The organism is Microcella humidisoli (genome assembly GCF_024362325.1).
Taxonomy (GTDB): Bacteria; Actinomycetota; Actinomycetes; order Actinomycetales; family Microbacteriaceae; genus Microcella; species Microcella humidisoli.
This window is the reverse complement of the sequence record NZ_CP101497.1, coordinates 1,402,890-1,429,288: the sequence shown is the minus strand read 5'-3', so window position 1 is coordinate 1,429,288 and position 26,399 is coordinate 1,402,890. Positions and strand designations below refer to the sequence as shown.

At 71.6% G+C, this 26,399-nt stretch carries 28 protein-coding genes; 10 read left to right on the top strand and 18 right to left on the bottom strand.

Going from position 1 to position 26,399, the window contains the following annotated elements; genetic code table 11:
• The first annotated feature begins 26 nt into the window (after nt 1–26).
• From NNL39_RS06885 to NNL39_RS06870, 4 genes are read left to right on the top strand one after another with little or no spacing between them, the layout of a single operon-like run.
• On the top strand, nt 27–1,292 hold the full coding sequence (locus NNL39_RS06885) for a branched-chain amino acid ABC transporter permease (protein ID WP_255158285.1): 1,266 nt from the start codon (nt 27–29) through the stop codon (nt 1,290–1,292).
• 12 nt (nt 1,293–1,304) lie between these two features.
• Nucleotides 1,305–2,285: a branched-chain amino acid ABC transporter permease gene (locus NNL39_RS06880; protein ID WP_255160905.1), complete on the top strand. Its 981-nt coding sequence runs from the start codon at nt 1,305–1,307 to the stop codon at nt 2,283–2,285.
• Nucleotides 2,275–3,204, top strand: coding sequence for an ABC transporter ATP-binding protein (locus NNL39_RS06875; RefSeq protein ID WP_255158283.1), 930 nt, complete (start codon nt 2,275–2,277; stop codon nt 3,202–3,204). Before NNL39_RS06880 ends, NNL39_RS06875 begins: the two co-directional genes overlap by 11 nt.
• Nucleotides 3,176–3,943, top strand: a complete 768-nt coding sequence (locus tag NNL39_RS06870; protein ID WP_407665095.1) for an ABC transporter ATP-binding protein — start codon at nt 3,176–3,178, stop codon at nt 3,941–3,943. The genes NNL39_RS06875 and NNL39_RS06870 overlap by 29 nt, the downstream gene beginning before the upstream one ends.
• Before the next feature lie 184 nt (nt 3,944–4,127).
• Here NNL39_RS06870 and NNL39_RS06865 read toward each other — a convergent pair whose 3' ends face one another.
• Together NNL39_RS06865 and NNL39_RS06860 are read right to left on the bottom strand one after the other, a co-directional pair.
• Nucleotides 4,128–5,387 carry an ABC transporter substrate-binding protein gene (locus NNL39_RS06865; RefSeq protein WP_255158278.1) on the bottom strand — a complete coding sequence of 420 codons (1,260 nt, stop codon included), beginning with the start codon at nt 5,385–5,387 and terminating at the stop codon, nt 4,128–4,130.
• Nucleotides 5,388–5,579: 192 nt separating this feature from the next.
• On the bottom strand, nt 5,580–6,839 hold the full coding sequence (locus NNL39_RS06860; RefSeq protein ID WP_255158276.1) for an ABC transporter substrate-binding protein: 1,260 nt from the start codon (nt 6,837–6,839) through the stop codon (nt 5,580–5,582).
• Between the two features lie 66 nt (nt 6,840–6,905).
• Between NNL39_RS06860 and NNL39_RS06855 the strand changes: the two genes are divergently transcribed.
• Together NNL39_RS06855 and NNL39_RS06850 are read left to right on the top strand one after the other, a co-directional pair.
• Entirely contained in the window at nt 6,906–7,946 is a 1,041-nt protein-coding gene (locus NNL39_RS06855) for a phosphotransferase (protein ID WP_255158273.1), read from the top strand.
• The gene (locus NNL39_RS06850; RefSeq protein ID WP_255158271.1) at nt 7,943–9,280 is read left to right on the top strand and encodes an aspartate aminotransferase family protein; all 1,338 of its coding nucleotides are present in this window, start codon (nt 7,943–7,945) and stop codon (nt 9,278–9,280) included. The genes NNL39_RS06855 and NNL39_RS06850 overlap by 4 nt, the downstream gene beginning before the upstream one ends.
• A gap of 6 nt (nt 9,281–9,286) precedes the next feature.
• Here the strand turns inward: NNL39_RS06850 and rarD are convergent, their stop codons facing one another.
• Entirely contained in the window at nt 9,287–10,231 is a 945-nt protein-coding gene (gene rarD, locus NNL39_RS06845; RefSeq protein ID WP_255158270.1) for an EamA family transporter RarD, read from the bottom strand.
• A gap of 107 nt (nt 10,232–10,338) precedes the next feature.
• The gene (gene groES / locus NNL39_RS06840; RefSeq protein ID WP_153982817.1) at nt 10,339–10,635 is read right to left on the bottom strand and encodes a co-chaperone GroES; all 297 of its coding nucleotides are present in this window, start codon (nt 10,633–10,635) and stop codon (nt 10,339–10,341) included.
• Nucleotides 10,636–10,778: 143 nt separating this feature from the next.
• On the opposite strand from groES, the gene NNL39_RS06835 reads away from it, so the two are divergent.
• Complete coding sequence (locus NNL39_RS06835) at nt 10,779–11,960, top strand: class I SAM-dependent methyltransferase (RefSeq protein WP_255158268.1); 1,182 nt, start codon at nt 10,779–10,781, stop codon at nt 11,958–11,960.
• 24 nt (nt 11,961–11,984) lie between these two features.
• On the opposite strand, the gene NNL39_RS06830 is transcribed toward NNL39_RS06835, so the two are convergent.
• From NNL39_RS06830 to glmS, 10 genes are all read right to left on the bottom strand, one after another.
• Nucleotides 11,985–12,722: a DUF4190 domain-containing protein gene (locus NNL39_RS06830; RefSeq protein WP_255158266.1), complete on the bottom strand. Its 738-nt coding sequence runs from the start codon at nt 12,720–12,722 to the stop codon at nt 11,985–11,987.
• Between the two features lie 47 nt (nt 12,723–12,769).
• Entirely contained in the window at nt 12,770–13,009 is a 240-nt protein-coding gene (locus NNL39_RS06825; RefSeq protein WP_255158264.1) for a DUF4190 domain-containing protein, read from the bottom strand.
• A 102-nt stretch (nt 13,010–13,111) separates the two neighbouring features.
• On the bottom strand, nt 13,112–13,420 hold the full coding sequence (locus NNL39_RS06820; RefSeq protein ID WP_255158262.1) for a DUF4190 domain-containing protein: 309 nt from the start codon (nt 13,418–13,420) through the stop codon (nt 13,112–13,114).
• 106 nt (nt 13,421–13,526) lie between these two features.
• Nucleotides 13,527–14,585, bottom strand: a complete 1,059-nt coding sequence (gene tsaD / locus NNL39_RS06815) for a tRNA (adenosine(37)-N6)-threonylcarbamoyltransferase complex transferase subunit TsaD (protein ID WP_255160904.1) — start codon at nt 14,583–14,585, stop codon at nt 13,527–13,529.
• Nucleotides 14,579–15,043 carry a ribosomal protein S18-alanine N-acetyltransferase gene (gene rimI / locus NNL39_RS06810; RefSeq protein WP_255158260.1) on the bottom strand — a complete coding sequence of 155 codons (465 nt, stop codon included), beginning with the start codon at nt 15,041–15,043 and terminating at the stop codon, nt 14,579–14,581. Before rimI ends, tsaD begins: the two co-directional genes overlap by 7 nt.
• Entirely contained in the window at nt 15,043–15,657 is a 615-nt protein-coding gene (gene tsaB / locus NNL39_RS06805; RefSeq protein ID WP_255158258.1) for a tRNA (adenosine(37)-N6)-threonylcarbamoyltransferase complex dimerization subunit type 1 TsaB, read from the bottom strand. The genes rimI and tsaB overlap by 1 nt, the downstream gene beginning before the upstream one ends.
• Nucleotides 15,641–16,168 carry a tRNA (adenosine(37)-N6)-threonylcarbamoyltransferase complex ATPase subunit type 1 TsaE gene (tsaE, locus tag NNL39_RS06800; protein WP_255158256.1) on the bottom strand — a complete coding sequence of 176 codons (528 nt, stop codon included), beginning with the start codon at nt 16,166–16,168 and terminating at the stop codon, nt 15,641–15,643. Before tsaE ends, tsaB begins: the two co-directional genes overlap by 17 nt.
• Nucleotides 16,169–16,172: 4 nt before the next feature.
• Nucleotides 16,173–17,267 (bottom strand): alanine racemase, encoded by a 1,095-nt coding sequence (gene alr, locus NNL39_RS06795; protein ID WP_255158255.1) that lies wholly within the window; start codon nt 17,265–17,267, stop codon nt 16,173–16,175.
• Nucleotides 17,264–17,620, bottom strand: a complete 357-nt coding sequence (locus tag NNL39_RS06790; protein WP_255158253.1) for a holo-ACP synthase — start codon at nt 17,618–17,620, stop codon at nt 17,264–17,266. The genes alr and NNL39_RS06790 overlap by 4 nt, the downstream gene beginning before the upstream one ends.
• Nucleotides 17,621–17,645: 25 nt before the next feature.
• Nucleotides 17,646–19,496: a glutamine--fructose-6-phosphate transaminase (isomerizing) gene (glmS, locus tag NNL39_RS06785; RefSeq protein ID WP_255158250.1), complete on the bottom strand. Its 1,851-nt coding sequence runs from the start codon at nt 19,494–19,496 to the stop codon at nt 17,646–17,648.
• A 58-nt stretch (nt 19,497–19,554) separates the two neighbouring features.
• Between glmS and coaA the strand changes: the two genes are divergently transcribed.
• Nucleotides 19,555–20,499 (top strand): type I pantothenate kinase, encoded by a 945-nt coding sequence (gene coaA, locus NNL39_RS06780; protein ID WP_255158248.1) that lies wholly within the window; start codon nt 19,555–19,557, stop codon nt 20,497–20,499.
• On the top strand, nt 20,499–21,353 hold the full coding sequence (locus tag NNL39_RS06775; protein ID WP_255158245.1) for a class I SAM-dependent methyltransferase: 855 nt from the start codon (nt 20,499–20,501) through the stop codon (nt 21,351–21,353). Before coaA ends, NNL39_RS06775 begins: the two co-directional genes overlap by 1 nt.
• Here NNL39_RS06775 and glmM read toward each other — a convergent pair.
• The 4 genes from glmM to NNL39_RS06755 form a co-directional block, all read right to left on the bottom strand.
• Nucleotides 21,350–22,711, bottom strand: coding sequence for a phosphoglucosamine mutase (glmM, locus tag NNL39_RS06770; protein WP_255158243.1), 1,362 nt, complete (start codon nt 22,709–22,711; stop codon nt 21,350–21,352). The two genes, NNL39_RS06775 and glmM, sit on opposite strands and share 4 nt — an antisense overlap.
• A gap of 22 nt (nt 22,712–22,733) precedes the next feature.
• Nucleotides 22,734–23,237 (bottom strand): 30S ribosomal protein S9, encoded by a 504-nt coding sequence (gene rpsI, locus NNL39_RS06765; RefSeq protein ID WP_255160903.1) that lies wholly within the window; start codon nt 23,235–23,237, stop codon nt 22,734–22,736.
• Between the two features lie 38 nt (nt 23,238–23,275).
• On the bottom strand, nt 23,276–23,722 hold the full coding sequence (gene rplM, locus NNL39_RS06760; protein ID WP_255158241.1) for a 50S ribosomal protein L13: 447 nt from the start codon (nt 23,720–23,722) through the stop codon (nt 23,276–23,278).
• A 176-nt stretch (nt 23,723–23,898) separates the two neighbouring features.
• The gene (locus NNL39_RS06755; protein ID WP_255160902.1) at nt 23,899–24,771 is read right to left on the bottom strand and encodes a tRNA pseudouridine synthase A; all 873 of its coding nucleotides are present in this window, start codon (nt 24,769–24,771) and stop codon (nt 23,899–23,901) included.
• 72 nt (nt 24,772–24,843) lie between these two features.
• Here NNL39_RS06755 and NNL39_RS06750 point away from each other — a divergent pair, with 72 nt between their 5' ends.
• Nucleotides 24,844–26,370: an acyltransferase family protein gene (locus NNL39_RS06750; protein WP_255158239.1), complete on the top strand. Its 1,527-nt coding sequence runs from the start codon at nt 24,844–24,846 to the stop codon at nt 26,368–26,370.
• Nucleotides 26,371–26,399 lie beyond the last annotated feature (29 nt).

The window sequence follows — 26,399 nt, the reverse complement described above, 5'->3', positions numbered from 1 at the left end:
GACGTGCGCACCGCCGCCTCGCCGCCGTGCTCCTCGCCGGACTCGTCTCTGCGCTCACCCTGTCGATCGCCGCGCCGGCCGCGGCCGACGAGGTCGGGCTCGACGAGTACGACTTCAAGATCAGCGGCCTCGTCGAGCTGGCGGACGAGCCGCTCTCCGACGTGCTGCTCGTCGTCGAGGGCGGCGGATTCCGCGTCGAGGTCGAGAGCGGAGAGGACGGCCGCTGGGCGGTCGGCGTTCCGGAGAAGGGCGAGTTCACCGTCACGCTCGACGAGAACACGCTCCCCGAGGGCATCGCGGTCATCGACCCCGAGCTCGAGCAGCCGAACGTGCGCACGATCACGGTCGGGCAGTCGGGCAGCGCGGTCGCCAACTTCTTCATCGGCCAGGGCGAGCGCAACACCGTGAGCCTGTTCGACCAGGTGATCGAGCGCATCTTCAACGGCCTCAACTTCGGACTGCTGCTCGCGCTCGCCGCCATCGGCCTCTCGCTCGTGTTCGGCACGACGGGCCTCAGCAACTTCGCCCACGCCGAACTCGTGACCTTCGGCGGCCTCATGACGCTGCTGTTCGGCTCGATCATGGGCCTTCCGATCTGGATCGCGATCCCGATAGCCCTGGTACTCAGCGCGGGCTTCGGGTACGTCAACGACTCAGCGCTGTGGAAGCCTCTCCGCAAGCGCGGGGTCGGACTCATTCCGATGATGATCGTCTCGATCGGCCTCTCGCTGGCGGTGCGATACACCTACCAGCTCTTCTTCGGCGGCGACCCTCAGCAGCTCCCTGGCGCGACCGACCCGAGCTTGTCCATCGGCGTGTTCGGCCTCTCCTGGGTCGACGTCGGCAGCATGGCGGTAAGCGTGATCGTGCTCCTCGGTGTCGCGTACTTCCTGCTGCGCACGCGCATCGGCAAGGCGACCCGCGCGGTCTCCGACAACCCCTCGCTCGCTGCGGCGAGCGGTATCGACGTCGACCGCGTCATCCGCATCGTCTGGGTGATGGCCGGTGCTCTCGCGGGACTCGCCGGAGTGCTCTGGGCGTACTTCCGTCCGGGTGTCAGCTGGGACATGGGCTTCCAGATCTTGCTGCTGACCTTTGCGGCGGTGACACTCGGTGGTCTCGGTACGGCCTTCGGCGCGCTCGTCGGATCCCTCATCGTCGGGCTCTTCGTCGAGCTCTCGACGCTCATCATCCCCTCCGATATGAAGTATGTCGGAGCGCTGGTGATCCTCATCCTGGTGCTGCTCGTGCGGCCCCAGGGCATCCTCGGACGCAAAGAACGAATCGGCTAGGGGCTGACCATGATCGACTGGATTCAAATCATCTCCAACGCCTCGCAGGAGATCATCTCCCCGACGACGGCGGCCTACGCCCTCGCGGCGATCGGGCTCGCGATCCACTTCGGCTTCACGGGCCTGCTGAACTTCGGCCAGGCGGGCTTCATGATGCTCGGCGCCTACGGATTCGCCATCGCGACCCTGACCTTCGGCTGGCCGGTGTGGGCGGCGATCCTCACCGGGGTCGTGGCCTCGATCGTGTTCGCGCTCATCCTCGGTATCCCGACCCTGCGATTGCGGGCGGACTACCTCGCCATCGTGACGATCGCCGCCTCCGAGATCGTGCGCCTGCTGTTCACCACCAACGAATTCGAGCCCGTGACCGGCTCGGCGAACGGCCTGCAGGGGTACAAGGGCGGCTTCGAGGCCCTCAACCCTATCCCCCCGGGCACGTACGGCTTCGGCCCGTGGGTCTACAACGAGTACGACTGGTGGGTGCGCATCTTCGGATGGGGTCTCGTCGCGATCGCCGCGTTCATCACCTGGCGCCTCTTCAAGAGCCCCTGGGGCCGGGTGATCAAGGGCATCCGCGAAGACGAGGATGCGGTGCGCGCGCTCGGCAAGAACGTGTACTTCTACAAGATGCAGTCGCTCATCATCGGCGGCGTGTTCGGCGCCCTCGCCGGTATGGTCTTCATCCTGCCCCGCGCGGTCGTGCCCTCGAACTACCAGACCTCGCTGACGTTCTTCATCTACGCGATCCTGCTGCTCGGCGGCGCCGCGACCGTGTTCGGGCCGATCATCGGCTCGGTCATCTTCTGGGTGCTGCTCTCGTTCTTCTCGGGCTTCATCGCCCGCGCGGTCGAGGTCGGCTGGCTGCCGTTCTTGACGAACGTCCAGGCCGGTCAGCTTCGCTTCATCGTGGTGGGGGTCGCGATCATGCTGATCGTCATCTATCGACCACAAGGAATCTTCGGCAACAAGAAGGAGCTGGCCTTTGTCAAGTAGCGCCGGCGCTCAGGGCGCCCCCATCAAGTCGACCGGCCTGCACATCGGCGAGCCGGCCCCCGGCGTGAAGAAGGTCGACCCGATCATCGTGGCCGACAACATCACGCGCACCTTCGGCGGCCTCACGGCCGTCCAGGTCGACCACCTCGAGATCCCGCGCGGCGCCATCACGGCCCTCATCGGCCCGAACGGCGCCGGGAAGACGACGCTCTTCAACCTTCTGACGGGCTTCGACAAGCCCGACACCGGGGAGTGGACCTTCGACGGCCAGGGCATCTCGGGCATCCCCGCCTTCAAGGTGGCCCGCAAGGGCCAGGTGCGCACCTTCCAGCTCACGAAGGCGCTCAGCCTGCTCACGGTGCTCGACAACATGAAGCTCGGCGCGAAGGGCCAGAGCGGCGAGAGCCTCGCCCGCGCGCTGTTCCCGTGGTTCTGGCGCAAGCAGGAGGCCGAGATCGAGGCGCGCGCGATCGAACTGCTGACGCGCTTCAAGCTCGACGCCAAGAAGGACGACTACGCCGCGAGCCTCTCGGGCGGGCAGCGGAAGCTGCTCGAGATGGCGCGCGCGCTCATGAGCCAGCCCTCGCTCGTCATGCTCGACGAGCCCATGGCCGGCGTCAACCCGGCGCTCACGCAGTCGCTGCTCGACCACATCCTCAACCTCAAGACCGAGGGCATGACGGTGCTGTTCGTCGAGCACGACATGCACATGGTGCGCCACATCGCCGACTGGGTCGTCGTGATGGCCGAGGGCCGTGTTGTCGCCGAGGGCGACCCGCACGAGGTCATGGCGAACCCCGCGGTGATCGACGCCTATCTCGGCTCGCACCACGACGAAGACCTGGGCGACCTCGACACCGGGGTCATGACCGCGATCAAGGAGCTGGCCGATGACGACGCCGACGACGCAAAGCAGTGACGCCGTGACCGACACCCGCAAGGTGGTCGTGCACGTCGATGCCGTCACCGCGGGCTACCTGCCCGGCATCAACATCCTCAACGACTGCTCGCTCACCGCCTACGACGGCGAGCTCATCGGCATCATCGGCCCGAACGGCGCCGGCAAGTCGACACTGCTGAAGGCGATCTTCGGTCTCGTGAAGGTGCGCGAGGGCACGATCTCGCTCTACGGCGACGACATCACCAACCTCAAGGCCAACAAGCTCGTCGCCAAGGGCGTGGGCTTCGTCCCCCAGTCGAACAACGTGTTCCCGACGCTCACGATCCAGGAGAACCTCGAGATGGGGCTCTTCCAGAAGCCGAAGGAGCTCGACCACCGGCTCGCCTTCGTGGTCAGCATCTTCCCCGAGCTCGGCAAGCGCCTGGGCCAGCGGGCGGGATCGCTCTCGGGCGGTGAGCGCCAGATGGTGGCGATGAGCCGCGCGCTCATGATGAGCCCCGAGGTGATCCTGCTCGACGAGCCGAGCGCCGGGCTCTCGCCCGTGCGGCAGGACGAGGCGTTCCTGCGCGTGAAGGAGATCAACAAGGCCGGCGTGACGACCATCATGGTCGAGCAGAACGCGCGCCGGTGCCTGCAGATCTGCGACCGCGGCTACGTGCTCGACCAGGGCACCGACGCCTACACCGGCACGGGCCGCGAGCTGCTGAACGACCCGAAGGTCATCGGACTCTACCTGGGCACGCTCGGGCAGGATTAGCCCGCCAGACGGCCGCACAGGGCCCCGTCGAGCGTTCGCGCTCGGCGGGGCCCTTGTCCGTCGGTCGCCCGTCGCGCTGGTCGCTCACGGTCGTCGACGGCTCCGGATGCGATGCCCGCGCTGTCGGCGCACGAAGAAGGGCCCCGACCGAGGTCGGGGCCCTTCCCAGTCGCGCTAGCCGGAGCTAGTTGATGCGCTCGTAGGTGTTGTCGGCGAGGTACTGGTAGATGCCGATCGTCGCCTCGGTGGGGTCACCGTTCTCGTCGAACGTGATCGGGCCCGAGGGTCCGTCGTAGTCGACAACGCCACCGTCGAGGATGATGGCCGCGGCCGACGCGAAGTCGGTCGCCTTCTCGCCATCGCCCGAACCACCGGAGACCTCCTGCAGCTGGGCCGCGATGTCGGCACCCTCGGTCGAGCCGGCCGCGAGAGCGGCGAGCGCGAGCAGGATGACGGCGTCGTACGACTCGGCCGCGTAGCTGAAGTCAGCCAGATCGGCGTCAACCTCGAGCAGACGGTCCTGGAAGTTGCCCAGGGTCGAAATGTCGAGACCCGGCAGGGTGCCCTTGGCGCCCTCGACGAGACCCGGCTCGAAGTCCTCGCTGTAGTTGGCGAGGTTGCCGTCGACGAAGTAGAGCTGGTTGCCCGGGTAGCCCGCACCGACGAGCGACGGCACCACAACGCGCGCCTGCGCGAAGGTGATGACGGCGATCGCGTCGGGAGCGGCTGCGGTCAGCGCGGAGATCTGAGCATCGAAGCTCGTGTCACCCTCGTTGAACAGCTCCTCAGCGACGACCTCGCCACCCGCGGCCTCGAAGGTCGCACTCACGGCCTCGGCAAGGCCGGTGCCGTAGGCGTCGTTGAGCACGAGCAGGCCGAGCGTGGCCGCGCCATCCTCAGCGATCAGGTTGCCGAGCACCTCGCCCTGCAGCAGGTCGCTGGGGGCGGTGCGCCAGTAGAGGTTGTCGTCGTCGTACGTCGTAAACGCGGGCGACGTGTTCGCGGGCGAGAACTGCACGACGCCGGCGGCCACGATCTGGTCGATCACGGTGAGCGAGACGCCCGACGACGCGGCACCGACGATGGCCGAGACGTCCTGCGAGAGCAGGTCGGTCACCGAGACGGTGGCGGTGTCGGTCGTGGTGTCACCCGAGTCGCGGTAGATGGCCTCGACGGTGATGCCGAGGTCGGCCTCGTTGATCTCCTGCACAGCGAGAGCAACACCCGCCTCCTCGGGCGGGCCGAGGAACGCGAGCTCACCACTCTGCGGGAGAATGGTGCCGATCTTGAGGGTGAGGTCTTCTGCAGGACCGTTCGGCTCCGCGCTCTCGGTCGGTGCGCAGGCGCTCAGGACGAGCGCGCTGGCGCCCAGAACGGCAATGCCGCTCAGGACCGACGTGAGAGAACGCGAGCGACGGCTCGAAGCCGTGGTGAAAACGCCCATGTTGCTCCTTGGGTTTCGAATGTGTTCAGGATGCGGAACCACAAAGGTGGCCGCTTAGTCACCGTACGGTGATCAGACTTCATTCACAACACATTCGGGTTACATCCCTGTAACACCACGAAATGGAGGTCGGACGGGATTTTCCCGACGAATTCTTTCGTCTCGCGCGGGTGAGAGCGACGGATTCCGTCGTCAGCGCGCGACGATCGGGAGGACCCCGACGCGCTCGGCGACGTTCTCGGCCGTGTAGCGGTAGAGCCCGAGGTCGCCCTCCACGACGTCGCCGGCCTCGTCGAGCGTGAGCGGACCGGAGAGGCCCTCGTAGTCGATCGCCGGCTCGGTCGACAGCACCTCGATGCACTCGCCGAAGCTCGCGCAGGGCACGCCGTCACCCGCCGCCAGGGTGAGGGTGCGGGCGATCGAGAGCCCGCCGTCGTCGTCGGCCACCGCGGCCGCGAGGGCGGCGAGCACGACCGCGTCGTAGGTCTCGGGGGCGTAGCGAAAGGTGCGCAGGAAGGGGTCGGACTGCCGCAGCCGCGTGATGAACTGCTCGCTCGCGTCGGCGCCCTCGAGCACACCCGAGACGCCCTCGAGCAGCCCGGCCTCGACCGACTCGGAGTAGTCGGCGAGGTTCTGCGCCGTGAGCCACAGCTGCTCGGGGGCGGCGCCCCGCTCGATGAGCGCCGCGAGCACGGCTGCGTTCTGCTCGGCGAGCGGCGTTCCCGTCGCCAGGATGACCGCATCGGGCTCGCCGCCCGTCACGCTGAACGCGAGCCGGTCGACGTTCGTGGCCGCGTCGAGCTGCTCGATCGACGAGAGCCGCATGCCCTCCTGCTCGAGAGCCGCCCGCACGGCGAGCTCGAACGAGAAGCCCAGCGCATCCCCCGTCGTGATGAGCGCGACCGACTGCCCGCCGTCATCGGCAACGGCCCGCACGATCGCGGTGGCCTGCTGGTCATAGGCCGGGATCGTGCGGAAGAACACGCCCTGCGGCGCGGCCGAGCGAACCGTCGGGTAGGTGGCGGCGGGTGAGATGACGGTGACGTCGGCCGCCTCGGCGAGCGGGATGAGGCGCTCGGCGAGCGCCGAGCTGGCCGGGCCGATGACGACGTCGACCTCGCGCTCGACGAGCTCGGCGAAGGCCGTCTCGAGTCGATCGTCGGAGGACGCGCCCGAGTTGCGATAGAACACCTCGACGGGTTCGCCGAGCACCCCGCCGGCCGCGTTGATGTCGCGCACGGCGATCTCGACCGCCGCCACCATGGCGGGGCCGATGAACGAGACATCTCCCGACATGGGGAACAGCGTGCCGATGCGCAGCACGCCGTCGCCGGTCGGGCCGACCGTCTCGCTCGGAGTCGGGGTCGGGGTCGGCAGCGGGCGCGGCGCCGCGCATCCGGCGAGCACGACAGCGGCGGCGACGCCCACGGCGACGAGGGCGAGTCGAGACATCGGGGCGCTCCTTCTCGAGACCAGGGGTTACCGGGCACCCTACTCCGAGCGGAATAGGCTGACGACGTGCCCGCGCCGTCACCCTTGCAACTGACTGCCGCGTTCGCGCCCATCGACGAAGCCATGGCCGCCGAGCTCATCGGCCGCACGCACGGCCTCGCCGTGCGATCGATCGCGCGGCTCGCTACCGAGCGCGACGACACCTTCCGAGTGCGGACCGATCGCGGCACCGTCGTGGCGAAGTTCGCGCACCCCCTCGACACGGCGGCGACGATCGAGGGGCAGCTCATGGTGCTCGCGGCCCTCGAGCGCGAGCACCCCGGCCTGCCCGTGCCGCGCATCGTGCTCGCCCGCGACGGCGCCCGCAGCGTGGCCGTCGACGACGATGCGGGCGACGCCCGGCTGCTGCGTGTGCTGACCCACCTCGAGGGCGAGACGCTCGGCGCCGCGCCGCGGCCGCTCAGCGCCCTGCGCGCGCTCGGGGCCCTGCACGCCCGGCTCGCAGCCGCGATCGCCGCGATCGGCGACGCCGAGCCCGCACTGCACGGAGCGGCGACGCCGTGGAATCTGCTGCACCTCGAGCACTACGGCCCGCACGTCGACGGCATCGCGCAGCCCGAGCTGCGCGACGAGGCCGCGCGCGTGATCGACCGCGTCGGGCGGTCGGTGCTGCCGCGCGCCGCCGCCCTACCCGCACCGCTCGCCCACAACGATCTGCACGGCGACAACGTGCTCGTGCAGCCCGAGCCCTTCGCGGTGACGGGCGTGCTCGACTTCGGCGACATGACCCGCACGCCACGGGTCGCCGACCTCGCGGTCGCCGCCTCGTACGCGCGCGGCCGCGTCAGCGCGACGAGTGACCCCTGGGCCGCCGCGCGCGCCTACGTCGCCGGCTACGAGGCCGAGCAGCCGCTCACCGACGAGGAGCACGCGCTGCTGCCCGAGCTCGTGCTGCTGCGCCTGGCCCAGCGCGGCATCCTGAATTCTGCGATCGCCGCCGCGAACCCGGCGGCCGCGGCGTACGCGAGCCGCAACCTGAGCGCCATCGCCCGCGATCTGCGCGAGCTCGGCGCGAGCATCCCGAGCACGATCGGAGCGAGCGAATGATCGGCCCCGCCACGTACTACCGGCCCGAGCACCGCGCGAGCCTCGACGAGCGCACGCGCGCCCTCGTCGACCGGCGCGAGGCCGTGCTGTCGCCCGGCTACCGCCTGTTCTACGCGCACCCCGTCGAGTTCGTGCGCGGCAGCGGCACGAAGCTCTACACGCGCGACGGCGACGAGTACCTCGACGTCTACAACAACGTGCCCTCGGTCGGCCACGCCCACCCCCGGGTGACGGCCGCGATCGCCGAGCAGTCAGCCCTGCTCAACACCCACACGCGCTACCTGCACGAGGGCCTCATCGACTACGCCGAGCTGCTGCTCGGCTCGTTCCCCGCCGCGCTCGACACCCTCACGCTCGTCTGCACGGGGTCCGAGGCCAACGACCTCGCCCTGCGCGTCGCGACGCACGCGACGGGCCACCGCGGCGTCATCGTCACCGAGAACGCCTACCACGGGGTGACGACCGAGATCGCGGCGATCTCGCCCTCGCTCGGCGGCGCCGACTCGCTCGCCGACTGGGTGCGCCCCGTGCGGCCCCCGGTCGGCGACGGCACGGCGATGCTGCGGGATGCCCGCGCCGCGATCGCCGAGCTGCAGGCCGCCGGACACGGGGTGGCCGCGCTCATCGTCGACACGGCCTTCGCGAGCGACGGCTTCATCCCGCCCTCGCCAGGCACCCGCGCGGCGCTCGTCGCCGTGCAGCGCCTCGTGCACGACGCCGGCGGGCTCGTCATCGCCGACGAGGTGCAGCCCGGCTTCGGACGGCTCGGCATCGGCGGGCCCGGCTCGGGCGACGGCGCGGCGAGCCTCTGGGGGTTCCCCCGCCACGGCCTCGAGCCCGACCTCGTGACGATCGGCAAGCCCATGGCCAACGGGCAGCCCGTCGCCGGCCTCGTCGCGCGCCGCGCGCTCATGCAGGCCTTCGGCGAGCGCGTGCGCTACTTCAACACCTTCGCGGGCACGCCCGTCGCGGTCGCCGCGGCGCGGGCCACGTGGGACGTGCTGCACGAGGATCGCCTTCCCGAGCATGCCGCGGTCGTCGGCACCGAGCTGCGGGGCATGCTCGACGAGCTGGCCACACGCCACGACCGGCTGCGCGGCGTGCGCGGCAGCGGGCTCTACCTCGGGGTCGACATCGTCGACCCCGCCACGGGCGACCCCGACTCCCCCGCTGCGGTGAACCTCGTGGGCGCGCTGCGCGAGCGCCGCATCCTGATCAGCGCCTCGGGGCGCGACAATGCCGCCCTCAAGCTGCGCCCGCCGCTGCCGTTCTCGCGCGCCGACGCCGAGCGGTTCATCACCGAGTTCGACGCCGCGCTCTCCGAGCTGGGCTGAGCGGGGTCAGACCGTCTCGACCGGTCCGGTCTCGAGCGGCAGGGCGCGGCGCTCGCGCGTGGCGCGGCGACGCTGCACGACGGCCTCGACCGAGAGCACCACGAGCGCGAGCCAGACGAGCGCGAAGCCGATCCAGCGCTCGAGCGGCATGGGCTCGAGCAGCACGGCGACACCGAAGATGAACTGCAGCAGGGGGGCGAAGTACTGGATGAATCCCATGACGCTCAGCGGCAGCCGGCGCGTGGCCCCCGCGAAGAGCAGCAGCGGCACCGCCGTGATGATGCCCGCGAGCGAGAGCAGCACGGCGTGGCCGAGCCCCGAGGTGCCGAGCGTGATGCCGCTCGTCAGCTGCACCGCGACCAGGGCGACGATCGCGACCGGAACGAGCCACGCCGTCTCGAGGGTGAGCCCCGCGACGGCGGAGACCTGCCCGCCCATGCGGTTCTTGATGTAGCCGTAGAAGCCGAACGAGAACGCGAGGGCGAGCGAGATCCACGGCGGCTGCCCGTAGCCGATCGCGAGCACGAGCACGGCGAGCACGCTGATGCCGACGGCGACCCACTGCCCGACGCGCAGCCGCTCGCGCAGGAACACGACGCCGAGGGCGATCGAGACGATGGGGTTGATGAAGTAGCCGAGTGCCGCCTCGACGACGAACCCGTTGGTCGAGCCGTAGACGTAGACGATCCAGTTGATGGCGATGAGGATGCCGGCCAGCAGGCTCAGCCCCATGATGCGCCGGTCGCGCAGTAGCGCGACGAAGGGCGCGAACGCGCGCGTCACGGCGAGCAGCAGCACGCAGAACACGAGCGAGAGCACGATGCGCCAGGCCACGATCTCGACGGGTGTGCTCGGGTCGAGCAGCAGGAAGTAGAGGGGCAGGAAGCCCCAGAGCCCGTAGGCGCTGATCGCGAGCGCGAGACCGCGGGAGGACAGGCGCGAGTCGGGCACGGTGTCACTGTATCCCGGGCGCGGGAGCTCGCCGCGCGGCCCCCGGACAGCACGAACCCCCGACCGCGCGAGGCGGACCGGGGGTTCGGATGCGGGTGAGGATGCGCCTAGCGCACGACCACCGCGAGCACGTCGCGAGCCGACAGCACGAGGAACTCCTCGCCGCCGTACTTCACCTCGGTGCCGCCGTACTTCGAGTACAGCACGCGGTCGCCGACGGCGACGTCGAGCGGAACACGGTTGCCGTTGTCGTCGATGCGGCCGGGGCCGACGGCGACGACTTCGCCCTCCTGGGGCTTCTCCTTGGCGGTGTCGGGGATGACGAGACCCGAGGCGGTGGTCTGCTCCGCCTCGACCTGCTTGATGACGATGCGATCCTCGAGCGGCTTGATGCTGACCGACACGGTTGACCTCTTCTTTCTTACGACGATGAGGGGGTTGGCACACTCGACGTGCGAGTGCCAGAGCAACTGTACCGAAGCGGTTAGCACTCACGCAATCCGAGTGCCAACGACACCGAATGGCGGCGGGGTGGGAGGATCGGGGCATGGATGTCGCCGAGCTGCGTGAACTGCTGACGCCCGAGGCGCTGCGGCTGCTCGACGAGCTCGAGCCGAGCGGCGCGGTCAGCGATGCCGTGGCGCTCGTCTCGCGGTTACGCAAGGCCGGGCATCCCCCCGCTCTCGTCGCCGCCGTGCTGACCCAGTACCGGCTGCGGCGCAAGGCCGAGGCGAAGTTCGGTCCCTTCGCGCAGCGCATGCTCTTCACCCAGGAGGGGCTCGAGCAGGCGAGCCGCTTGCGCGTCGCCGCCGTGCACGCGGGCCGCTTCGCCGCCGCGGGCCTCACGCGCGTCGCCGACCTCGGGTGCGGCATCGGCGGCGACGCCATGGCGATGGCGTCGCTCGACCTGCGCGTCACGGCCGTCGAGCGCGATGAGGCGACGGCCGCGATCGCCGCCTACAACCTCGTGCCCTTCCCGACCGCGCAGGTCGCGCACGGCGACGCGCTCGAGCAGCCTCTCGACGCGGTCGATGCGGTATGGCTCGACCCCGCGCGCCGCGAGGGGGCATCGCGCCTGTCGTCGCCCGACGACTGGTCGCCGAGCCTCACGCAGGCCCTCGCGATCGCGCGGCAGCGACCAGGGGGCATCAAGCTCGCGCCGGGAATGGACCGCGCGCTGCTGCCCGAGGGCCTCGAGGCGCAGTGGATCTCGGTCGACGGCGAGGTCGTCGAGCTCGTGCTGTGGAGCGGCGCGTTGGCCCGCCCCGGCGTCGGACGAGCAGCGCTCGTGCTGCGCGGCGATGAACTGCCCGCCGAGCTGCGCGCTGCCGCCGACAGCGACGACGTCGAGCCCGGCCCGCTCGGCGAGTACCTCTACGAGCCCGACGGCGCCGTCATTCGCGCGCGCCTCATCGGCGACCTCGCGCGCTCGATGGGGGGTCGGATGCTCGACCCGACGATCGCCTATCTCACGGCCGACCGGCCGACCGCGACCCCCTTCGCGCGCGGGTTCCGCGTGCTCGAACGACTGCCGCTCGACACCGCACGGATCAAGCGTGCCCTCGCGTCGCGCGGCATCGGCGTGCTCGAGATCAAGAAGCGCGGAGTCGACATCGATCCCGCGGCGCTGCGCCCGAAGCTCGCCCTCCGCGGCGCCGAGTCGGCGGTGCTCGTGCTCACGCGATCAGCGGGCGAGCGCGTGGCGCTCATCGCCGAGCGCTGCGACTGAGCCCCTCGCCGCGCGATCGAGCCGTCAGCCGCCGAAGCCGACCGCCCCGATGAACAGCAGCGGCAGCAGCGTGAAGACGACGATCAGCAGCACCCACAGCAGTCCGAGGCCGAGCCCGGCGTAGCCCGTCGCGAGACCCGCGATCGCCATGCCGCGCGCGTGCGGTTCGCGCTTGAGCGCGAGGTGGCCGAGGACGACACCCGCGATGGCCGGCAGCAGCCCGAAGAAGAAGAACGACAGCACGAGGCCCATGATGCCGAAAACGAGGGCGAGCACGCTCAGCGTCGACGAGGGCGCCGTCGGCAGCGCGGTGTAGGGGGTCGGCGCGCCGACGATCGGAGCCGCGGGGGCAGCCGTTGCGGCCGGGGCGTACGGGTTCGGGCGAGCGGGCTCGGCGGCCTCCGGTGCCGGAGGCGGAACCGGCAGGGCAGCGGTCGCGGCAGCAGGTGCCGCGGCGGACGCGGCAGCGGGCGCCTTCGTCGCCGCAGGAGCCTTCGTCGCCGCAGGAGCCTTCGCCGCGGCAGGCGCCTTCGCAGCCGCAGGAGCCTTCGCTGCGTCAGGAGCCTTGGCTGCCGCAGGAGCCTTGGCTGCCGCAGGCGCCTTCACAGCGGCAGGCTTCGTCGTCGCCGCGGCCGGCTTCTTGGCTGCGGGCGCTGTCTTCGGGGCCGCGGCGCTCGCAGCGGCGACGGAGGGAAGCGGAGCATCCGCCCCGCCTTGACCGGGGGCCGGCGGCGGGGGCGGGGGAACGGTCGAATCAGCCACGGGGCTCTCCTTCGGCGTGCGGTCGATCAGGGTGGTCAGGGTCGGCGTCAGAACGCCATGGCTCCGAGCATGGTGAGGAACACACCCCAGAAGGCGAACCAGGCGACGGTGCCCACCCAGCCGATGATCGTCGCGGCGAGCGCCAGCCCCCGACCGGCCTCGCCGGTCTGCGCGATCTGGCGCAGCGTGATGTGCCCGAGCACGGCGCCCGCGATCGGGACGAGGATCGCGAGGATGAGGGCGACCGGTGCGAGGCGATTGGTCGTGCGGGTGGCGGGTGCGGTCATGGGTATCGTGCCGTTCGGCTCGGGGTTCGGGCGTGCTCCGCACATGATAGAGGCTCGCACCGAGGGTTCACCTCGGTGCGAGCCTCGAATCCGCTCAGGCGGCTAGTACGAGAAGCTCCCGCTGCCCGCGGCGATCGCGAAGAAGCTGATCCAGAGGATCGTGCCGATCAGACCGGCGACGAGACCGAGGTAGCCGAGCACGAGACCGGCGATCGCGAGGCCGCGGCCGTTCTCGCCCGTCTTCTTGATCTGGCTGAGGGCGATGTGCCCGCAGATCACAGCACCGAGCGAGATGAAGAAGGCGAGCACGAGCGAGACGATCGCGAGGGTGTTCGTCTTCGCACCGGTGGGCGCGGAAGCGTACGGGGTCGGAGCGGGCTGGGCGGGCGGCGGCGGGGTGACGTCAGACATGAAGGCTCTCCTGGATGGTGGACGATGCGGCCCGAACGGGCACGACCATGCTGACAGTGTGGTGAGGGGGTGTCAACGCGCCACGACGCGCGCCGTCACGGTGCGCTCACGCCTGGATGAGCGTCACGGGCAGGGTCGAATCGGCGCTCACGTCGAGCGCCGAGGGCGCGTGGCCCGCGGCGATGAGTTGCGCGGCGAGCGCGGCGATCATCGCCCCGTTGTCGGTGCAGAGCGACAGGGGCGGGATGCGGAGCTCGACCCCGGCCGCGGCGGCCCGCTCGGCGGCCAGGCCCCGCACCCGCGCGTTCGCGGCGACGCCCCCTCCGAGCAGCAGGCGCGGCACACCGAGGTCGGTGCAGGCCGCGATCGCCTTCGCCGTGAGCACGTCGGCGACGGCCTCGCGGAACGAGGCGGCGATGTCGGCGACGGGCACCTCGAGCCCCGCATCCCGCAGCTTCTCGACATGCCGCGCGACCGCGGTCTTGAGGCCCGAGAACGAGAAGTCGTAGCGGTGCCGCTCGAGGTCTTTCGGCAGCGTGAGCCCGCGCGGGAACCGGACGGCGGCGGGGTCGCCCTCGGCCGCGACACGGTCGATGTGCGGACCGCCCGGGTAGGGCAGGCCGAGCAGGCGCGCGACCTTGTCGAAGGCCTCGCCCGCCGCGTCGTCGATGGTCTCGCCGAGCAACTCGACGTCGCTCGTGAGGTCGCGCACGTGCAGCAGCGAGGTGTGGCCGCCCGAGACGAGCAGGGCGATCGTGGGCAGCTCGATCTGCGTCTCGCCCTCGGTGCGCAGCACGTCGGCGCCGACGTGGCCGACGAGGTGGTTGACGGCGTAGAAGGGTTTGTCGAGCGCGACGGCGAGCGCCTTCGCGGCACCGACCCCGACCATGAGCGCTCCGCTCAAGCCGGGGCCGCTCGTCACGGCGATCGCGTCGAGCTCGTCGAGCGTGACGCCGGCCGTGTCGAGCGCTTGCCGCAGGGCGGGCTCGAGAGCCTCGAGGTGGGCGCGCGCCGCCACCTCGGGCACGACACCCCCGAAGCGCGCGTGCTCCTCCATCGACGACGAGATGACGTTGGCGAGCAGGGTCGTTCCGCGAACGATGCCGATGCCCGTCTCGTCGCAGCTCGTCTCGATGCCCAGGACCAGTGGCTGCGCGCTCACGATCCCGCCTCCCAGCGCATGACGATCGCGTCGACGTCGTCGGGTTGGTAGTAGCGGGGCCGCACGGCGATCGGTGCGAAGCCGTGCCGTTCGTACAGTCGCTGGGCGCCCGGGTTGTCGGCGCGCACCTCGAGCAGCACGTCGTCGACGCGACGCACGCGCGCCTCGTCGAGCAGGCGGGCCACGAGCAGCGCTCCGATGCCGAGCCGCCGGTGCTGCCCGTCGACGGCGATGGTCTGAATGTCGGCCTGCGTCGCGCCGACCGGGGCGCTGAGCCCCGCGTAGCCGACGATCGCCTCGCCGACCAGCGCCACGAGATAGCGCGTGTGCGGGGCGGCGAGCTCAGCGGCCATCATCTCGCGGCTCCAGGCGTCGGAGGGGAAGGTCGCGATCTCGAGCGCCATGATCGCGTCGAGATCGTCGAGGTCGGCGTCGCGCAGCTGCACCTGATCGGCCTGCATCAGCTCACCCGCTTCGGGCTCGAGAGCGTCACGTCGGGCGCGCGCAGGTAGAGCGGCTGGGGTGCCGCGAACGGCAGCCCCGCGGCGAGCCGCGCGAGGGCGACGTGCGCGAGCGGGGCAGCGGGGATCTCGACGACCTCGTGGGCGGCGACCCCCTCCTCTGGCATCCACTCGATGCGGGCGACGAGGTGCGCGGGCGCCACGACCGTCGGCAGGGGCAGGGCGGCCGCGTAGGTCGTGACGGCGACCTCGCGGCGGCGGGCATCCGTCACCACCGAGAAGCGCCCCGCGGCCACGCCGCCCTCGACGAGCGCGAGGGCGACGGCATCGTGGCTCGGCACCGGCAGCAGCGGGATGCCGCGCGCGAACGCGACCGCGCGCGCCGCCGCGATGCCGACGCGCAGGCCCGTGTACGGCCCGGGGCCGATGCCCGTGACGACCCCGGTGAGCGCCGCGGCCGAGACGCCCTCGGCATGCAGCACGGCGTCGAGGAACGGGCCGATGATCTCGGCGTGCCGCCGGGTGTCGGGGGTGGACCGCTCAGCGAGCACGCGCCCGTCGTCGGCGACGACCGCGACCGCGGTGCCCGCGGAGGTGTCAATCGCGAGCAGCATGCAGCCAGCCTAGGTCGGCCCAGCGCGCGCCGACGCCCGTGATCGTGACCGTGCGGGGTTCGATCGGCGCGGCGTCGGGGTCCGGTGCGGAATCGTCATCGGTCGTCGCGGCCGTGCCCTCGCCCGCGCCCGACGGCCGCTCGATCGTCACGGCGAGCCACTCGTCGACCAGGTGCTCGAGCAGCCCGGCGCCCCACTCGACGACGACGATCGACCCCGCGAAGTCGAGATCGAGGTCGTCGAGCTCGGCGGCGTCGCGCAATCGGTAGGCGTCGACGTGCACGAGCGGCGGTGCATCCGGGCGCGGATGCGTGCGCGCGAGCACGAACGTGGGGCTCGTCACGGCACCCCGCACGCCGAGCGCGGCACCGAGGCCGCGCGTGAGCGTCGTCTTGCCCGCACCGAGCTCTCCCGTGAGCAGCAGCACGTCGCCCGCCCCGAGCTGCTCGGCGAGCAGGGCGCCCAAGCGCTCCATCGCGTCGGGGTCGGCGATCGTCAGCGAGACCGACATGCGCTCATGCCCCCGTTCGGTGCACACGCCGGCCGAGCCGCGTGACGAGCTCGTAGGCGATCGTGCCGGCGGCGTCGGCCCACTCATCGACGCCCGGGTCGCCCTCGGCCGGATCGCCCCACAGCACGGCGCGGTCGCCGATCTCGACGGGGGCGTCGCCGACGTCGACCACGACCTGGTCCATCGCGATGCGGCCGACGACGCGGTGCACGCCGTCGCCGATCCGCACGGGGGCGTCGACCGCCGCGCGCGGAACACCGTCGGCGTAGCCGAGCGGCACGAGCGCGAGCGTCGTCGGCACGGTTGTGCGATGCAGGAAGCCGTACGAGACCCCGCTGCCCGCGGGCACGCGCTTGAGGCCGACGACACGCGCGCTCAGCTGCATCGCCGGCACGAGCGGCAGCGTGCCACGCAGGTGGCGCTCCGGGGCGATGCCGTAGAGCCCGATGCCGAGCCGCACCATGTCGTAGCGGGCCGCCGGATGGTCGAGCGCCGCGGCCGAGGCGGCGAGATGCCGGATGCCCGGGTCGAGGCCGACGCTGCGCACCGCATCCAGGAACCGCTCGAAGGCGACCACCTGCCCGCGGTCGTCGTCGGGCGAAGTGTTCGAGAGGTGGCTGAACACGCCACCGAGCGCGACCTCGCCCGCCGCGACGTGGGCGGCGAGCTGCTCGACGAGCGGACCCCACTCGGCCTCGATCACGCCGTTGCGCGAGAGCCCCGTGTCGACCTTGATGTGCACGGTCGCGCGGTGGCCGCTCGCCGCCGCGCGTGCGAGCTGGGGGCCCGAGCTGATGCCGAGCGCGATGCCGGCCTCCGCGGCGGCGGCGAAGTCGGCCTCGGGGTCGTGCAACCACGCGAGCACGGGCGCATCGATGCCCGCGGCACGCAGCTCGAAGGCCTCGTCGAGGTCGGCGACGCCGAGGTGGTCGACCCCGGCCTCGAGGGCGGCGCGCGCGGCCGTCACCGCGCCGTGGCCGTAGCCGTCGGCCTTGACGATCGCCATGGCGTGGGTCGTCGGCACGAGGCGTCGCAGGGTGGCGGTGTTCGCGCCGATCGCTTCAGCCGAGATGCGCGCCTCGCGCAACGGCCGCGTCATGACTCGGCCACCACGAAGGCGATCGCGACGCCCGCGTCGTGTGACATCGAGAGGTGCAGCGAGCCGATGCCGCGCTCGGCCACGATCTCGGCCGCACGCCCGCTCACGACGAGATCGGGGTTGCCCTCAGCGTCGGGTACCACGCGCATGTCGTGCCAGCCGACACCGTCGGTCGCCCCGAGCGCCTTCATGAGCGCCTCCTTCGCGGCGAAGCGCCCCGCGAGCGAGCGCAGGGGCAGGTCGCGCTCGTTCTCGGCGAAGAGCCGCTCGCGCAGGCGCGGGGTGCGGCTGAGGGCCCGCTCGAAGCGCGCCAGGTCGACGACGTCGACTCCGATCCCGACGATCCGGCCCATGGTGCCCTCCGCCCGCTGCCCGGGCCTACTCGACCGTGACCGACTTGGCGAGGTTGCGCGGCTGGTCGACGTCGAGGCCCTTCGCCGCCGCGAGCTCCATGCCGAAGATGTGCAGGGGCACGACGGCGAGCAGCGGTTCGAAGAAGGGCGAGGCGAGCGGGATGCGGATGACCTCGTCGGCGTGCGGCAGCACAGCGACGTCGCCCGCTTCGGCGATGGCGATGACGCGCGCCCCGCGGGCCCTGATCTCTTGGATGTTCGAGACGACCTTCGCGTGCAGCGAGCTCGGGTCACGCGGGCTCGGCACGATCACGAAGACGACCTGCCCGGGCTCGATCAAGGCGATCGGCCCGTGCTTGAGCTCACCTGCCGCGAAACCCTCCGCGTGGATGTAGGCGAGCTCCTTGAGCTTGAGGGCCCCCTCGAGGGCGACGGGGTAGCCGACGTGCCGGCCGAGGAACAGCACCGACTGCGTGTCGGCCATCCACTTCGCCATCTCCCGGATGCGCTCCCCCGAGTTGAGCACGGCCGCGAGCTTCTCGGGCACCGCCTGCAGCTCGGCGACGAGGCCGCGCGCCCGCTCGGGCTCGAGCGCCCCCCGCACCTGCCCGAGCTGCAGCCCGAGCAGGTAGATCGCCGTGATCTGGGCGACGAATGCCTTGGTCGACGCGACCGCGACCTCGGGGCCCGCGTGGGTGTAGACGACGGCGTCGGACTCGCGCGGGATCGTCGCGCCCTGCGTGTTGCAGATCGAGAGCGTGCGGGCGCCCTGCTCGCGCGCGTACTTCACGGCCATCAGGGTGTCCATCGTCTCGCCCGACTGGCTGATCGAGACGACGAGCGTGCGGGGCGAGAGCACGGGCTCGCGGTAGCGGAACTCGTGCGCGAGCTCGACGTCGACGGGCACGCGGGCCCACTGCTCGATCGCGTACTTGCCGACGAGGCCCGCGTAGTACGCCGTGCCGCACGCGATGATGAGCACGCGGTCGAGCCCGGTCAGCACGTCGTCGCCGAGTGCGGCGAGCTCGGGCAGATCGACGAGTCCGTCGTGCACGCGGCCGAGGATCGTCTTCGCGACGGCCTCCGGCTCTTCGCTGATCTCCTTCGCCATGAAACTCGACCAGCCGCCCTTCTCGGCCGCCGAAGCGTCCCAGTCGACCTCGAAGGTCGAGGGCGTCACGGGCGCGCCGCCGAAGTCGACGACCTCGACGCGGTCGGGGCGGATCGTGACGACCTGGTCCTGCCCGATCTCCATCGCGCGGTGCGTGTATTCGACGAAGGCCGCGACATCGGAGCCGAGGAAGTTCTCGCCGTCGCCCAGCCCCACCACGAGCGGCGAGTTGCGGCGAGCGCCGACGACGACGTGCGGCTGATCGGCGTGCACGGCGACGAGCGTGAAGGCGCCCTCGAGCCGCTGCACGGTCGCGAGCATCGCCGTCGTCAGGTCGCCCGACTCGCGGTAGGCGTCGCCGACAAGAAGAGCCGCGACCTCGGTGTCGGTCTCGGAGGTGAACGCGTGCCCGCGCTCGAGCAGCTCAGTCTTGAGCTCGAAGAAGTTCTCGATGATGCCGTTGTGAATGAGGGCGAGGCGCCCGCCATCGCCCAGGTGCGGGTGGGCGTTGCCGTCGGTCGGCCCGCCGTGCGTGGCCCAGCGCGTGTGGCCGATGCCGGTCTGGCCGTCGGCGATCGGAACAGCCGCGAGGTCATCGGTGAGCATGCCGAGCTTGCCCGCGCGCTTGCGCGTCGCGAGGGCGCCGTCATCGCCCACGACGGCGACGCCGGCGGAATCGTAACCCCGGTACTCGAGCCGCTTGAGCCCGCCCAGCAGCACCTCGACGCTGCCCCGGGTTCCGACGTAGCCCACGATTCCGCACATGAGGGTCCATTCTACGGCTCGCGTCCTCGCCCACGCCCCCGGGGGTACTGTGGAGCCGATGAGCGATCCGGGCGCAGCACGCGACACCTCGCCGTTCGACGAGATCGATCGGCGGCGCTGGGCGGCGCTCGCACCCTCCGCCGCGCATCCCCTCACCGAGACCGAGCTCGTGCAGCTGCGCGGCCTCGGTGACGCCCTCGATCTGCGCGAGGTCGACGAGGTCTATGTGCCGCTCAGCCGGCTGCTGAGCCTCTACGCGGTCGGGGCGCGCGAGCTGCACCAGGCCACCCGCAGCTTCCTCGGCGAGCCGGGCGCGCACACGCCCTTCGTCATCGGCGTCGCCGGCTCGGTCGCGGTCGGCAAGTCGACGATCGCGCGCCTGCTGCGCGAACTGCTCTCGCGCTGGCCCGACACCCCGCGCGTCGAGCGCGTCACGACCGACGGCTTCCTGCTGCCGACGTCCGAGCTCGGGCGCCGCGGCATCCTGCACCGGAAGGGGTTCCCCGAGTCGTACGACCGTCGCGCGCTGCTGCGCTTCGTCGCGCGCGTGAAGTCGGGAGCCGACGAGGTGCGCGCTCCCGTGTACAGCCACCTCAGCTACGACCGCGTGCCCGGTGCCGAGATCATCGTGCGCCGGCCCGACATCCTCATCGTCGAGGGTCTCAACGTGCTGCAGCCGCCCGGCCCGGGTGCCTCGCTCGCCGTGAGCGACCTCTTCGACTTCACGATCTACGTGGATGCCCGCACGAGCGACATCGCGCAGTGGTATGAAGAGCGCTTCCTGGCCTTGCAGCGCGGGGCCTTCGCCGATCCCCGCAGCTACTTCCACCGCTATGCCGCGCTGTCGCACGATGAGGCCGTGCTCAAGTCGCGCGAGATCTGGCGCGAGATCAACGAGCCCAACCTGGTGCAGAACATCCTGCCCACGCGCGCCCGCGCCTCGCTCGTGCTGCGCAAGGCGAGCGACCACACGGTCGAGACCGTGCTGCTGCGCAAGATCTGATGGCCGAGTGCGAGCAGTCGCCTCCCGCGGCGACCTACACCCACGGTCACCACGCGAGCGTGCTCGCCGCGCACCGCTGGCGCACGATCGCCAACTCCGCGGCCTATCTCGAACCGCGCCTCGGTGCGGGCCGCTCGCTGCTCGACGTCGGTTGCGGGCCCGGCACGATCACTGCCGAGCTCGCCGGCCGGCTCGCCCCGGGCCGGGTCGTCGGCCTCGACGCCGCGACCGACGCCATCGATGCGGCGCGGCGGCACGCGGCCGAGGTCGGCGCCGCGGCGCAGTTCGCTGTCGGTGACGCCATGGCGTTGCCGTTCCCCGACGCCTCCTTCGACATCGTCCACACTCACCAGACCCTGCAGCACGTGGGCGATCCGGTCGGGATGCTGCGCGAGATGGCGCGCGTCGCCGGGCCGCAGGGCATCGTCGCCGCACGCGAGGTCGACTACAGCGCCACGACCTGGTTCCCGCTGCTGCCGGGTCTCGACCTCTGGCTCGACCTCTACCGGCGCGTGCACCGCGGGAACGGCGGCGAACCGGACGCCGGCCGGCACCTCAAGGCCTGGGCGGTCGCGGCGGGGCTCGAAGCGAGCGCGCTCACCGCATCCGTCTGGCTGTTCAGCGAACCGGAGGATCGCGCCTGGTGGGGCGGCGCCTGGGCCGAGCGGGTGCTGCACTCGGCATTCGCCCGCAGTGCGATCGACGGCGGGCACGCCACACCCGACGAGCTCACCGCCATCAGCGAGGCCTGGGTGCAGTGGTCGCGCCACGACGACGCGATGCTGACGATGACGCACGTGGAGCTCGTCGCCCCGGGCCTCGACGGCACACGGGGCGAAGTCCCCGAGCGCTAGACCGCCAGCTGCTCGCGCACGAGGGTCGCGAGCCGCCCGGCCACCTGCTCGGCCGTGCCCTGATCGGCGGCCTCGACCATGACGCGCACCATCGGCTCGGTGCCGCTCGCCCGCAGCAACACGCGCCCCGAGTCGCCGAGCGCCGCCGACTCGGCCTCGACCGCGGCGGCGATGATGCCGTGGCCCTCGAGCGCGGTGCGGTCGACGCCGCGCACGTTGATGAGCACCTGAGGGAACACCGTCATGACGTCGGCGAGCTCGGCGAGCGTGCGCCCCGAGCGCACCATCTCGGCCGCGAGCTGGAGGCCGGTGAGAATGCCGTCGCCCGTCGTCGCGTGATCGCTGAAGATGATGTGGCCCGACTGCTCGCCGCCGAGGCTCAAGCGGTGCTCGCCGAGCGCCTCGAGCACATGCCGGTCGCCCACGCCCGTCTCGATGACACGGATGCCGTGGTCGGCCATCGCGCGCTTGAGGCCCAGATTGCTCATGACCGTCGCGACGAGCGTGTCGTCGACGAGCATGCCGCGGGCCTGCAGCGAGACGGCGAGGATCGCCATGATCTGGTCGCCATCGATGACCCGGCCCTGGGCATCCACTGCCAGGCACCGGTCGGCGTCGCCGTCATGGGCGATGCCGAGGTCGGCGCCGTGCTCGAGCACGGCCGCCTGCAGCGGGCCGAGGTGGGTCGACCCGACGCCCTCGTTGATGTTGAGGCCGTCGGGGTCGCTGCCGATCACCGTGACGCGCGCGCCGGCGTCGGCGAAGACCTGCGGCGAGATGCCCGCGGCGGCACCGTGCGCGCAGTCGATGACGACGTGCAGTCCCGCGAGCGAGACGTCGAGGGTGCCGAGCAGGTGCAGCAGATAGCGGTCCTCCGCGTCGGCGAAGCGACGGATGCGGCCCACCCCCGCGCCGGTCGGCGCCAGCTTCTCGCTCGCGAGCGCGGCCTCGATGCGGTCTTCGACGGCATCGGGCAGCTTGGTGCCGCCGAACGAGAAGAACTTGATGCCGTTGTCGGGCGCCGGGTTGTGCGAGGCGGAGATCATGACACCGAAGTCGGCGCGGATATCGCCGACGAGGAACGCCGCCGCGGGCGTCGGGATGACGCCGGCGTCGAGCACGTCGATGCCCGAGCTCGCGAGCCCGGCCGAGACGGCTGCGGTCAGGAACTGCCCCGAGATACGGGGATCGCGCGCGACGATCGCCGTCGGACGACGGCCCTGCGCGCGCAGCTCGTCCGCGTGCCGACCCGTCGTGAGCACGCGGGCAGCGGCCTGGGAGAGCCCGAGGGCCAGCTCGACGGTGAGATCACCGTTGGCGAGCCCTCGGACTCCATCCGTGCCGAAGAGACGACCCATGGCGAGTCCTCTGCTCGAACGACTAGCGCTTCGAGTACTGAGGGGCCTTGCGCGCCTTCTTGAGACCGGCCTTCTTGCGCTCGATGACGCGGGCGTCGCGCGTGAGGAAGCCGGCCTTCTTGAGGGTGGGACGGTTGTTCTCGCGGTCGATCTCGTTGAGCGCGCGCGCGATGGCGAGACGCAGGGCGCCCGCCTGGCCCGAGGGGCCGCCGCCCGTGATCCGCGCGGTGACGTCGTAGGCGCCGCCGAGCTGCAGGATCGTGAAGGGGTCGTTGATGAGCTGCTGGTGCAGCTTGTTCGGGAAGTAGTCCTCGAGCGTGCGCCCGTTGACCTTGTAGGTGCCGGCGCCGGGGGTGATGCGCACGCGGGCGATGGCCTGCTTGCGACGGCCCACGGCCTGGCCGCCGACGGAGAGGATCGCGCGAGGCGCCGCCGACGCGGCGGGAGCGGCCGACTCGGTCGTGTACGACTCGGGAGCCGACTCGGGGGTGATGTCTTCGGTGTTCACTGCGCCGTTAGTGGTCATGTCTGCCACGATGCTGTTCCTTAGCGTCTTCGCGGCCGCTACTGGGCGACCTGGTCGAGGGTGTAGATCGTCGGCTGCTGGGCAGCGTGCGGGTGCTCGGCACCCGCGTAGACCTTGAGCTTCTTCATCTGGGCGCGGCCGAGCGAGTTCTTCGGCAGCATGCCGCGAATCGCCTTCTCGACAGCGCGCTCGGGGTTCTTCTCGAGCAGCTCGGAGTACGAGGTGGCCGTGAGGCCGCCCGGGTAGCCCGAGTGGCGGTAGGCCTTCTTCTGCGCGAGCTTCGAGCCCGTGAGGGCGACCTTGTCGGCGTTGATGATGATGACGAAGTCACCCATGTCCATGTGCTGGGCGAAGGTGGCCTTGTGCTTGCCGCGGAGGAGAACGGCGGCGTGGCTGGCGAGGCGGCCCAGGACGACATCGGTTGCGTCGATGACGACCCAGTTGCGCTGAACGTCAGCGGGAGTGGGGCTGAATGTGCGCGTCACAGTGCGTACTTTCGTGTCGAGTAGTTCGTGAATCCCGCTCCGGGGGGAGTTCGCGCTGCAGATGCAGGGCGAACGCCGCGGTGGAGGGCTCAACCGGATGACCGTCGGCGACGGACACCAAGGGTCGAGCCTACCGGCCGGGCGGTGCCCGGTCAATTCACGGGCGACGGCCCGACTCAGTCCGAGGGGTCGGATGCTCTCCCGAGCGGCTCGCGGCGCGCCCGGGTCAGCTCGGCGCGGGCCCCGAGCTCGTCGTCGGGCGGGTAGCCCACCTCCATGAGCGTGAGCCCCTTCGCCGCGACGACCGCGAAGGCGTTGGCCTTGACGGCATCGGCGAGGATGCCGCTCAGCCTCGCGCCGTCGAGCCGACCGAGCCCCACGGCCACGGCCGCGCCGACGAGCGCGCGCACCATCGAGTGGCAGAAGGCGTCGGCCCGCACCGTGGCGACGAGCACGCCCTCGGCGTCCCGTGTCCACACGTAGTCGAGCAGGGTGCGGATGGTGGTGGCGCCCTCGCGCGGTTTGCAGAAGGCCGCGAAGTCGTGCAGGCCCGTGAGGCTCGCGGCAGCAGCATCCATCGCCGCCGCGTCGAGTTCGGAGGGGTGCCAGAGCGTATGCGTGCGGCGGCGCGGATCGCGATGGCTGAGCGCGTCGGCGATGCGGTACTCGTAGCGGCGCCAGACGGGCGAGAACCGGGCGTCGAAGCCCGCCGGCGCGACCGAGACCCGGTCGATGACGACATCGGCGGCGGTCGCCGCGACGATGCCGTTGAGGCGGCGCGCCACCGACTGCTCGACCGATCCGGCGCGCCGCGACGAGGCGAGGCGGCGGTACTGCTCGGCGGTGAGATCGATGTGCGCCACCTGCCCGGTGGCGTGCACGCCCGCGTCGGTGCGACCGGCCACGACGAGGCGCACCTCGAGCTCGGGGTCGCGCAGGAGCGTCGCGATCGCCGCATCGAGCACGCCCTCGACCGTGCGCAGACCGGGTTGACGACTCCAGCCCGAGAAGGCCGTCCCGTCGTAGGCGAGATCGAGCCGCAGGCGCACAGTCTCCACGACTGCTGAGTCTACGGCGCGCGGTTTGACCGAGGGGCGCGGGAGGACGACCCTAGAGGAACCATGTCGGCCATCAGCACGAGCAGCGTCGCCCGCGACCGCCTTCCCGGCCTCGACGGCCTGCGGGCGCTCGCGATCGTGCTCGTGCTCGCGTACCACCTGTTCCCGGGCCTCGCGCCGGGCGGCTTCGTCGGTGTCGACGTGTTCCTCGTCGTGAGCGGCTATCTCATCACCGCCCTCCTCGTCGCCGAGCACCGGATGCACGGTCGCATCGCCCTGCGCCGGTTCTGGGCCCGGCGCGCGCGTCGGCTGCTGCCCGCGCTCATGGTCATGGTCGGGCTCACCGCCGCCGTCGCGGCGCTCATCGGCGGCGACGTGCTCGTCGGCATCGGCTGGCAGCTCGCCGGCGTGCTGACCTTCAGCAGCAACTGGTGGTCGATCGCGCAGGGGTCGAGCTACCTCGACCAGACGAGCCCCGAGCTCTTCCGCCACGCCTGGTCGCTCGCGGTCGAAGAGCAGTTCTACGTGCTCTGGCCGCTCGCCATCATCGCCCTGCTTCTCATCCCGAGGCGCTGGCTGCGCGTCGCCCTCCCGCTCGCGCTCGCCGCGGCCTCGGCCGTCGGGCTGGCGCTGCTCGCGGGCGACCCGGCGATCGACCCGGCCCCCGCCTCGGTCGCGTACCTCTCGACGCTCACGCACGGCTTCGGGCTGCTGCTCGGCGCCGCCCTCGCTCTCGGCGTCGATCCGCTGCGGCAGCGGGCATCCGCTCACCGCACTCCCGCCTGGGCGGCCGATGCCGGCGCGGTGCTCGCGGCGAGCGGACTCGTCGCTCTCGCCCTCGTGCTCACAATCGACGGCGCCGCCACGTATCGGGGCGGGCTCCTCGCGGCCGCGCTGCTGACCGGCGCGCTCATCGCATGCCTCGCGCATCCGGGCGGCCGGGCGGCGCAGTGGGCGGATGCCCCGCTCCCCCGCTGGCTCGGCGAGCGGTCGTACGGGCTGTACCTCTGGCACTGGCCCGTGCTCATCCTGCTCGGTGCCGCGCTGCCGGCCGTCGACCGCGTCGGCGGCTCGAGCTGGCTGCTCGGCCTCGCCGCCCTCGCCATCGCCGTCGTGCTCGCGGCCCTGAGCCATCGGTTCGTCGAGCAGCCGGTGCGCACGGGGCTCGCGGCGGCGGCGCTGCGCGGCGAGCGGGGCTGGTCGCGTCCGCGCCGGGCTGTACTCGCCGGGGGCACCGTTCTCGCGCTCGCGGGACTCATCGCGGGCAGCGCTCTCGCGGTCGTGCGGGCGCCCGCGCAGTCCGAGGCCGCCGCCCTCATCGCGGCGGGGCAGGCCGCCCTCGATGCCGCGCCCGCCGCCGGGCCGCTGCGTATCCCCCCGCAGGATCGGGCGCCCGCCGAGCCCGGCGGTGCGCCCTTGCCCTCGGGGGATCAGATCGTGGCGATCGGCGACTCGGTGATGCTCGCGGCAGCGCCGCAGTTGCAGGCGCGGTTCCCGGGCATCGCGATCGACGCAGCGGTCTCTCGGCAGATGCACCAGGCTCCCGGGCGCTTGCAGCGACTCGCCGATCAGGGGGCGCTGCGGCCATAAGTCGTCATCGGGCTCGGCACCAACGGCTC

What these genes read in the sequence shown, in the direction of transcription:
- NNL39_RS06870 (WP_407665095.1), top strand. Translation starts at nt 3,176, where the DNA reads ATGACGACGCCGACGACGCAAAGCAGTGACGCCGTGACCGACACCCGC.
- NNL39_RS06865 (WP_255158278.1), bottom strand. Translation starts at nt 5,387, where the DNA reads ATGGGCGTTTTCACCACGGCTTCGAGCCGTCGCTCGCGTTCTCTCACG.
- NNL39_RS06860 (WP_255158276.1), bottom strand. Translation starts at nt 6,839, where the DNA reads ATGTCTCGACTCGCCCTCGTCGCCGTGGGCGTCGCCGCCGCTGTCGTG.
- NNL39_RS06850 (WP_255158271.1), top strand. Translation starts at nt 7,943, where the DNA reads ATGATCGGCCCCGCCACGTACTACCGGCCCGAGCACCGCGCGAGCCTC.
- NNL39_RS06835 (WP_255158268.1), top strand. Translation starts at nt 10,779, where the DNA reads ATGGATGTCGCCGAGCTGCGTGAACTGCTGACGCCCGAGGCGCTGCGG.
- NNL39_RS06825 (WP_255158264.1), bottom strand. Translation starts at nt 13,009, where the DNA reads ATGACCGCACCCGCCACCCGCACGACCAATCGCCTCGCACCGGTCGCC.
- NNL39_RS06820 (WP_255158262.1), bottom strand. Translation starts at nt 13,420, where the DNA reads ATGTCTGACGTCACCCCGCCGCCGCCCGCCCAGCCCGCTCCGACCCCG.
- rimI (WP_255158260.1), bottom strand. Translation starts at nt 15,043, where the DNA reads ATGCAGGCCGATCAGGTGCAGCTGCGCGACGCCGACCTCGACGATCTC.
- tsaB (WP_255158258.1), bottom strand. Translation starts at nt 15,657, where the DNA reads ATGCTGCTCGCGATTGACACCTCCGCGGGCACCGCGGTCGCGGTCGTC.
- tsaE (WP_255158256.1), bottom strand. Translation starts at nt 16,168, where the DNA reads ATGTCGGTCTCGCTGACGATCGCCGACCCCGACGCGATGGAGCGCTTG.
- alr (WP_255158255.1), bottom strand. Translation starts at nt 17,267, where the DNA reads ATGACGCGGCCGTTGCGCGAGGCGCGCATCTCGGCTGAAGCGATCGGC.
- NNL39_RS06790 (WP_255158253.1), bottom strand. Translation starts at nt 17,620, where the DNA reads ATGGGCCGGATCGTCGGGATCGGAGTCGACGTCGTCGACCTGGCGCGC.
- glmS (WP_255158250.1), bottom strand. Translation starts at nt 19,496, where the DNA reads ATGTGCGGAATCGTGGGCTACGTCGGAACCCGGGGCAGCGTCGAGGTG.
- coaA (WP_255158248.1), top strand. Translation starts at nt 19,555, where the DNA reads ATGAGCGATCCGGGCGCAGCACGCGACACCTCGCCGTTCGACGAGATC.
- NNL39_RS06775 (WP_255158245.1), top strand. Translation starts at nt 20,499, where the DNA reads ATGGCCGAGTGCGAGCAGTCGCCTCCCGCGGCGACCTACACCCACGGT.
- glmM (WP_255158243.1), bottom strand. Translation starts at nt 22,711, where the DNA reads ATGGGTCGTCTCTTCGGCACGGATGGAGTCCGAGGGCTCGCCAACGGT.
- rpsI (WP_255160903.1), bottom strand. Translation starts at nt 23,237, where the DNA reads ATGACCACTAACGGCGCAGTGAACACCGAAGACATCACCCCCGAGTCG.
- NNL39_RS06750 (WP_255158239.1), top strand. Translation starts at nt 24,844, where the DNA reads ATGTCGGCCATCAGCACGAGCAGCGTCGCCCGCGACCGCCTTCCCGGC.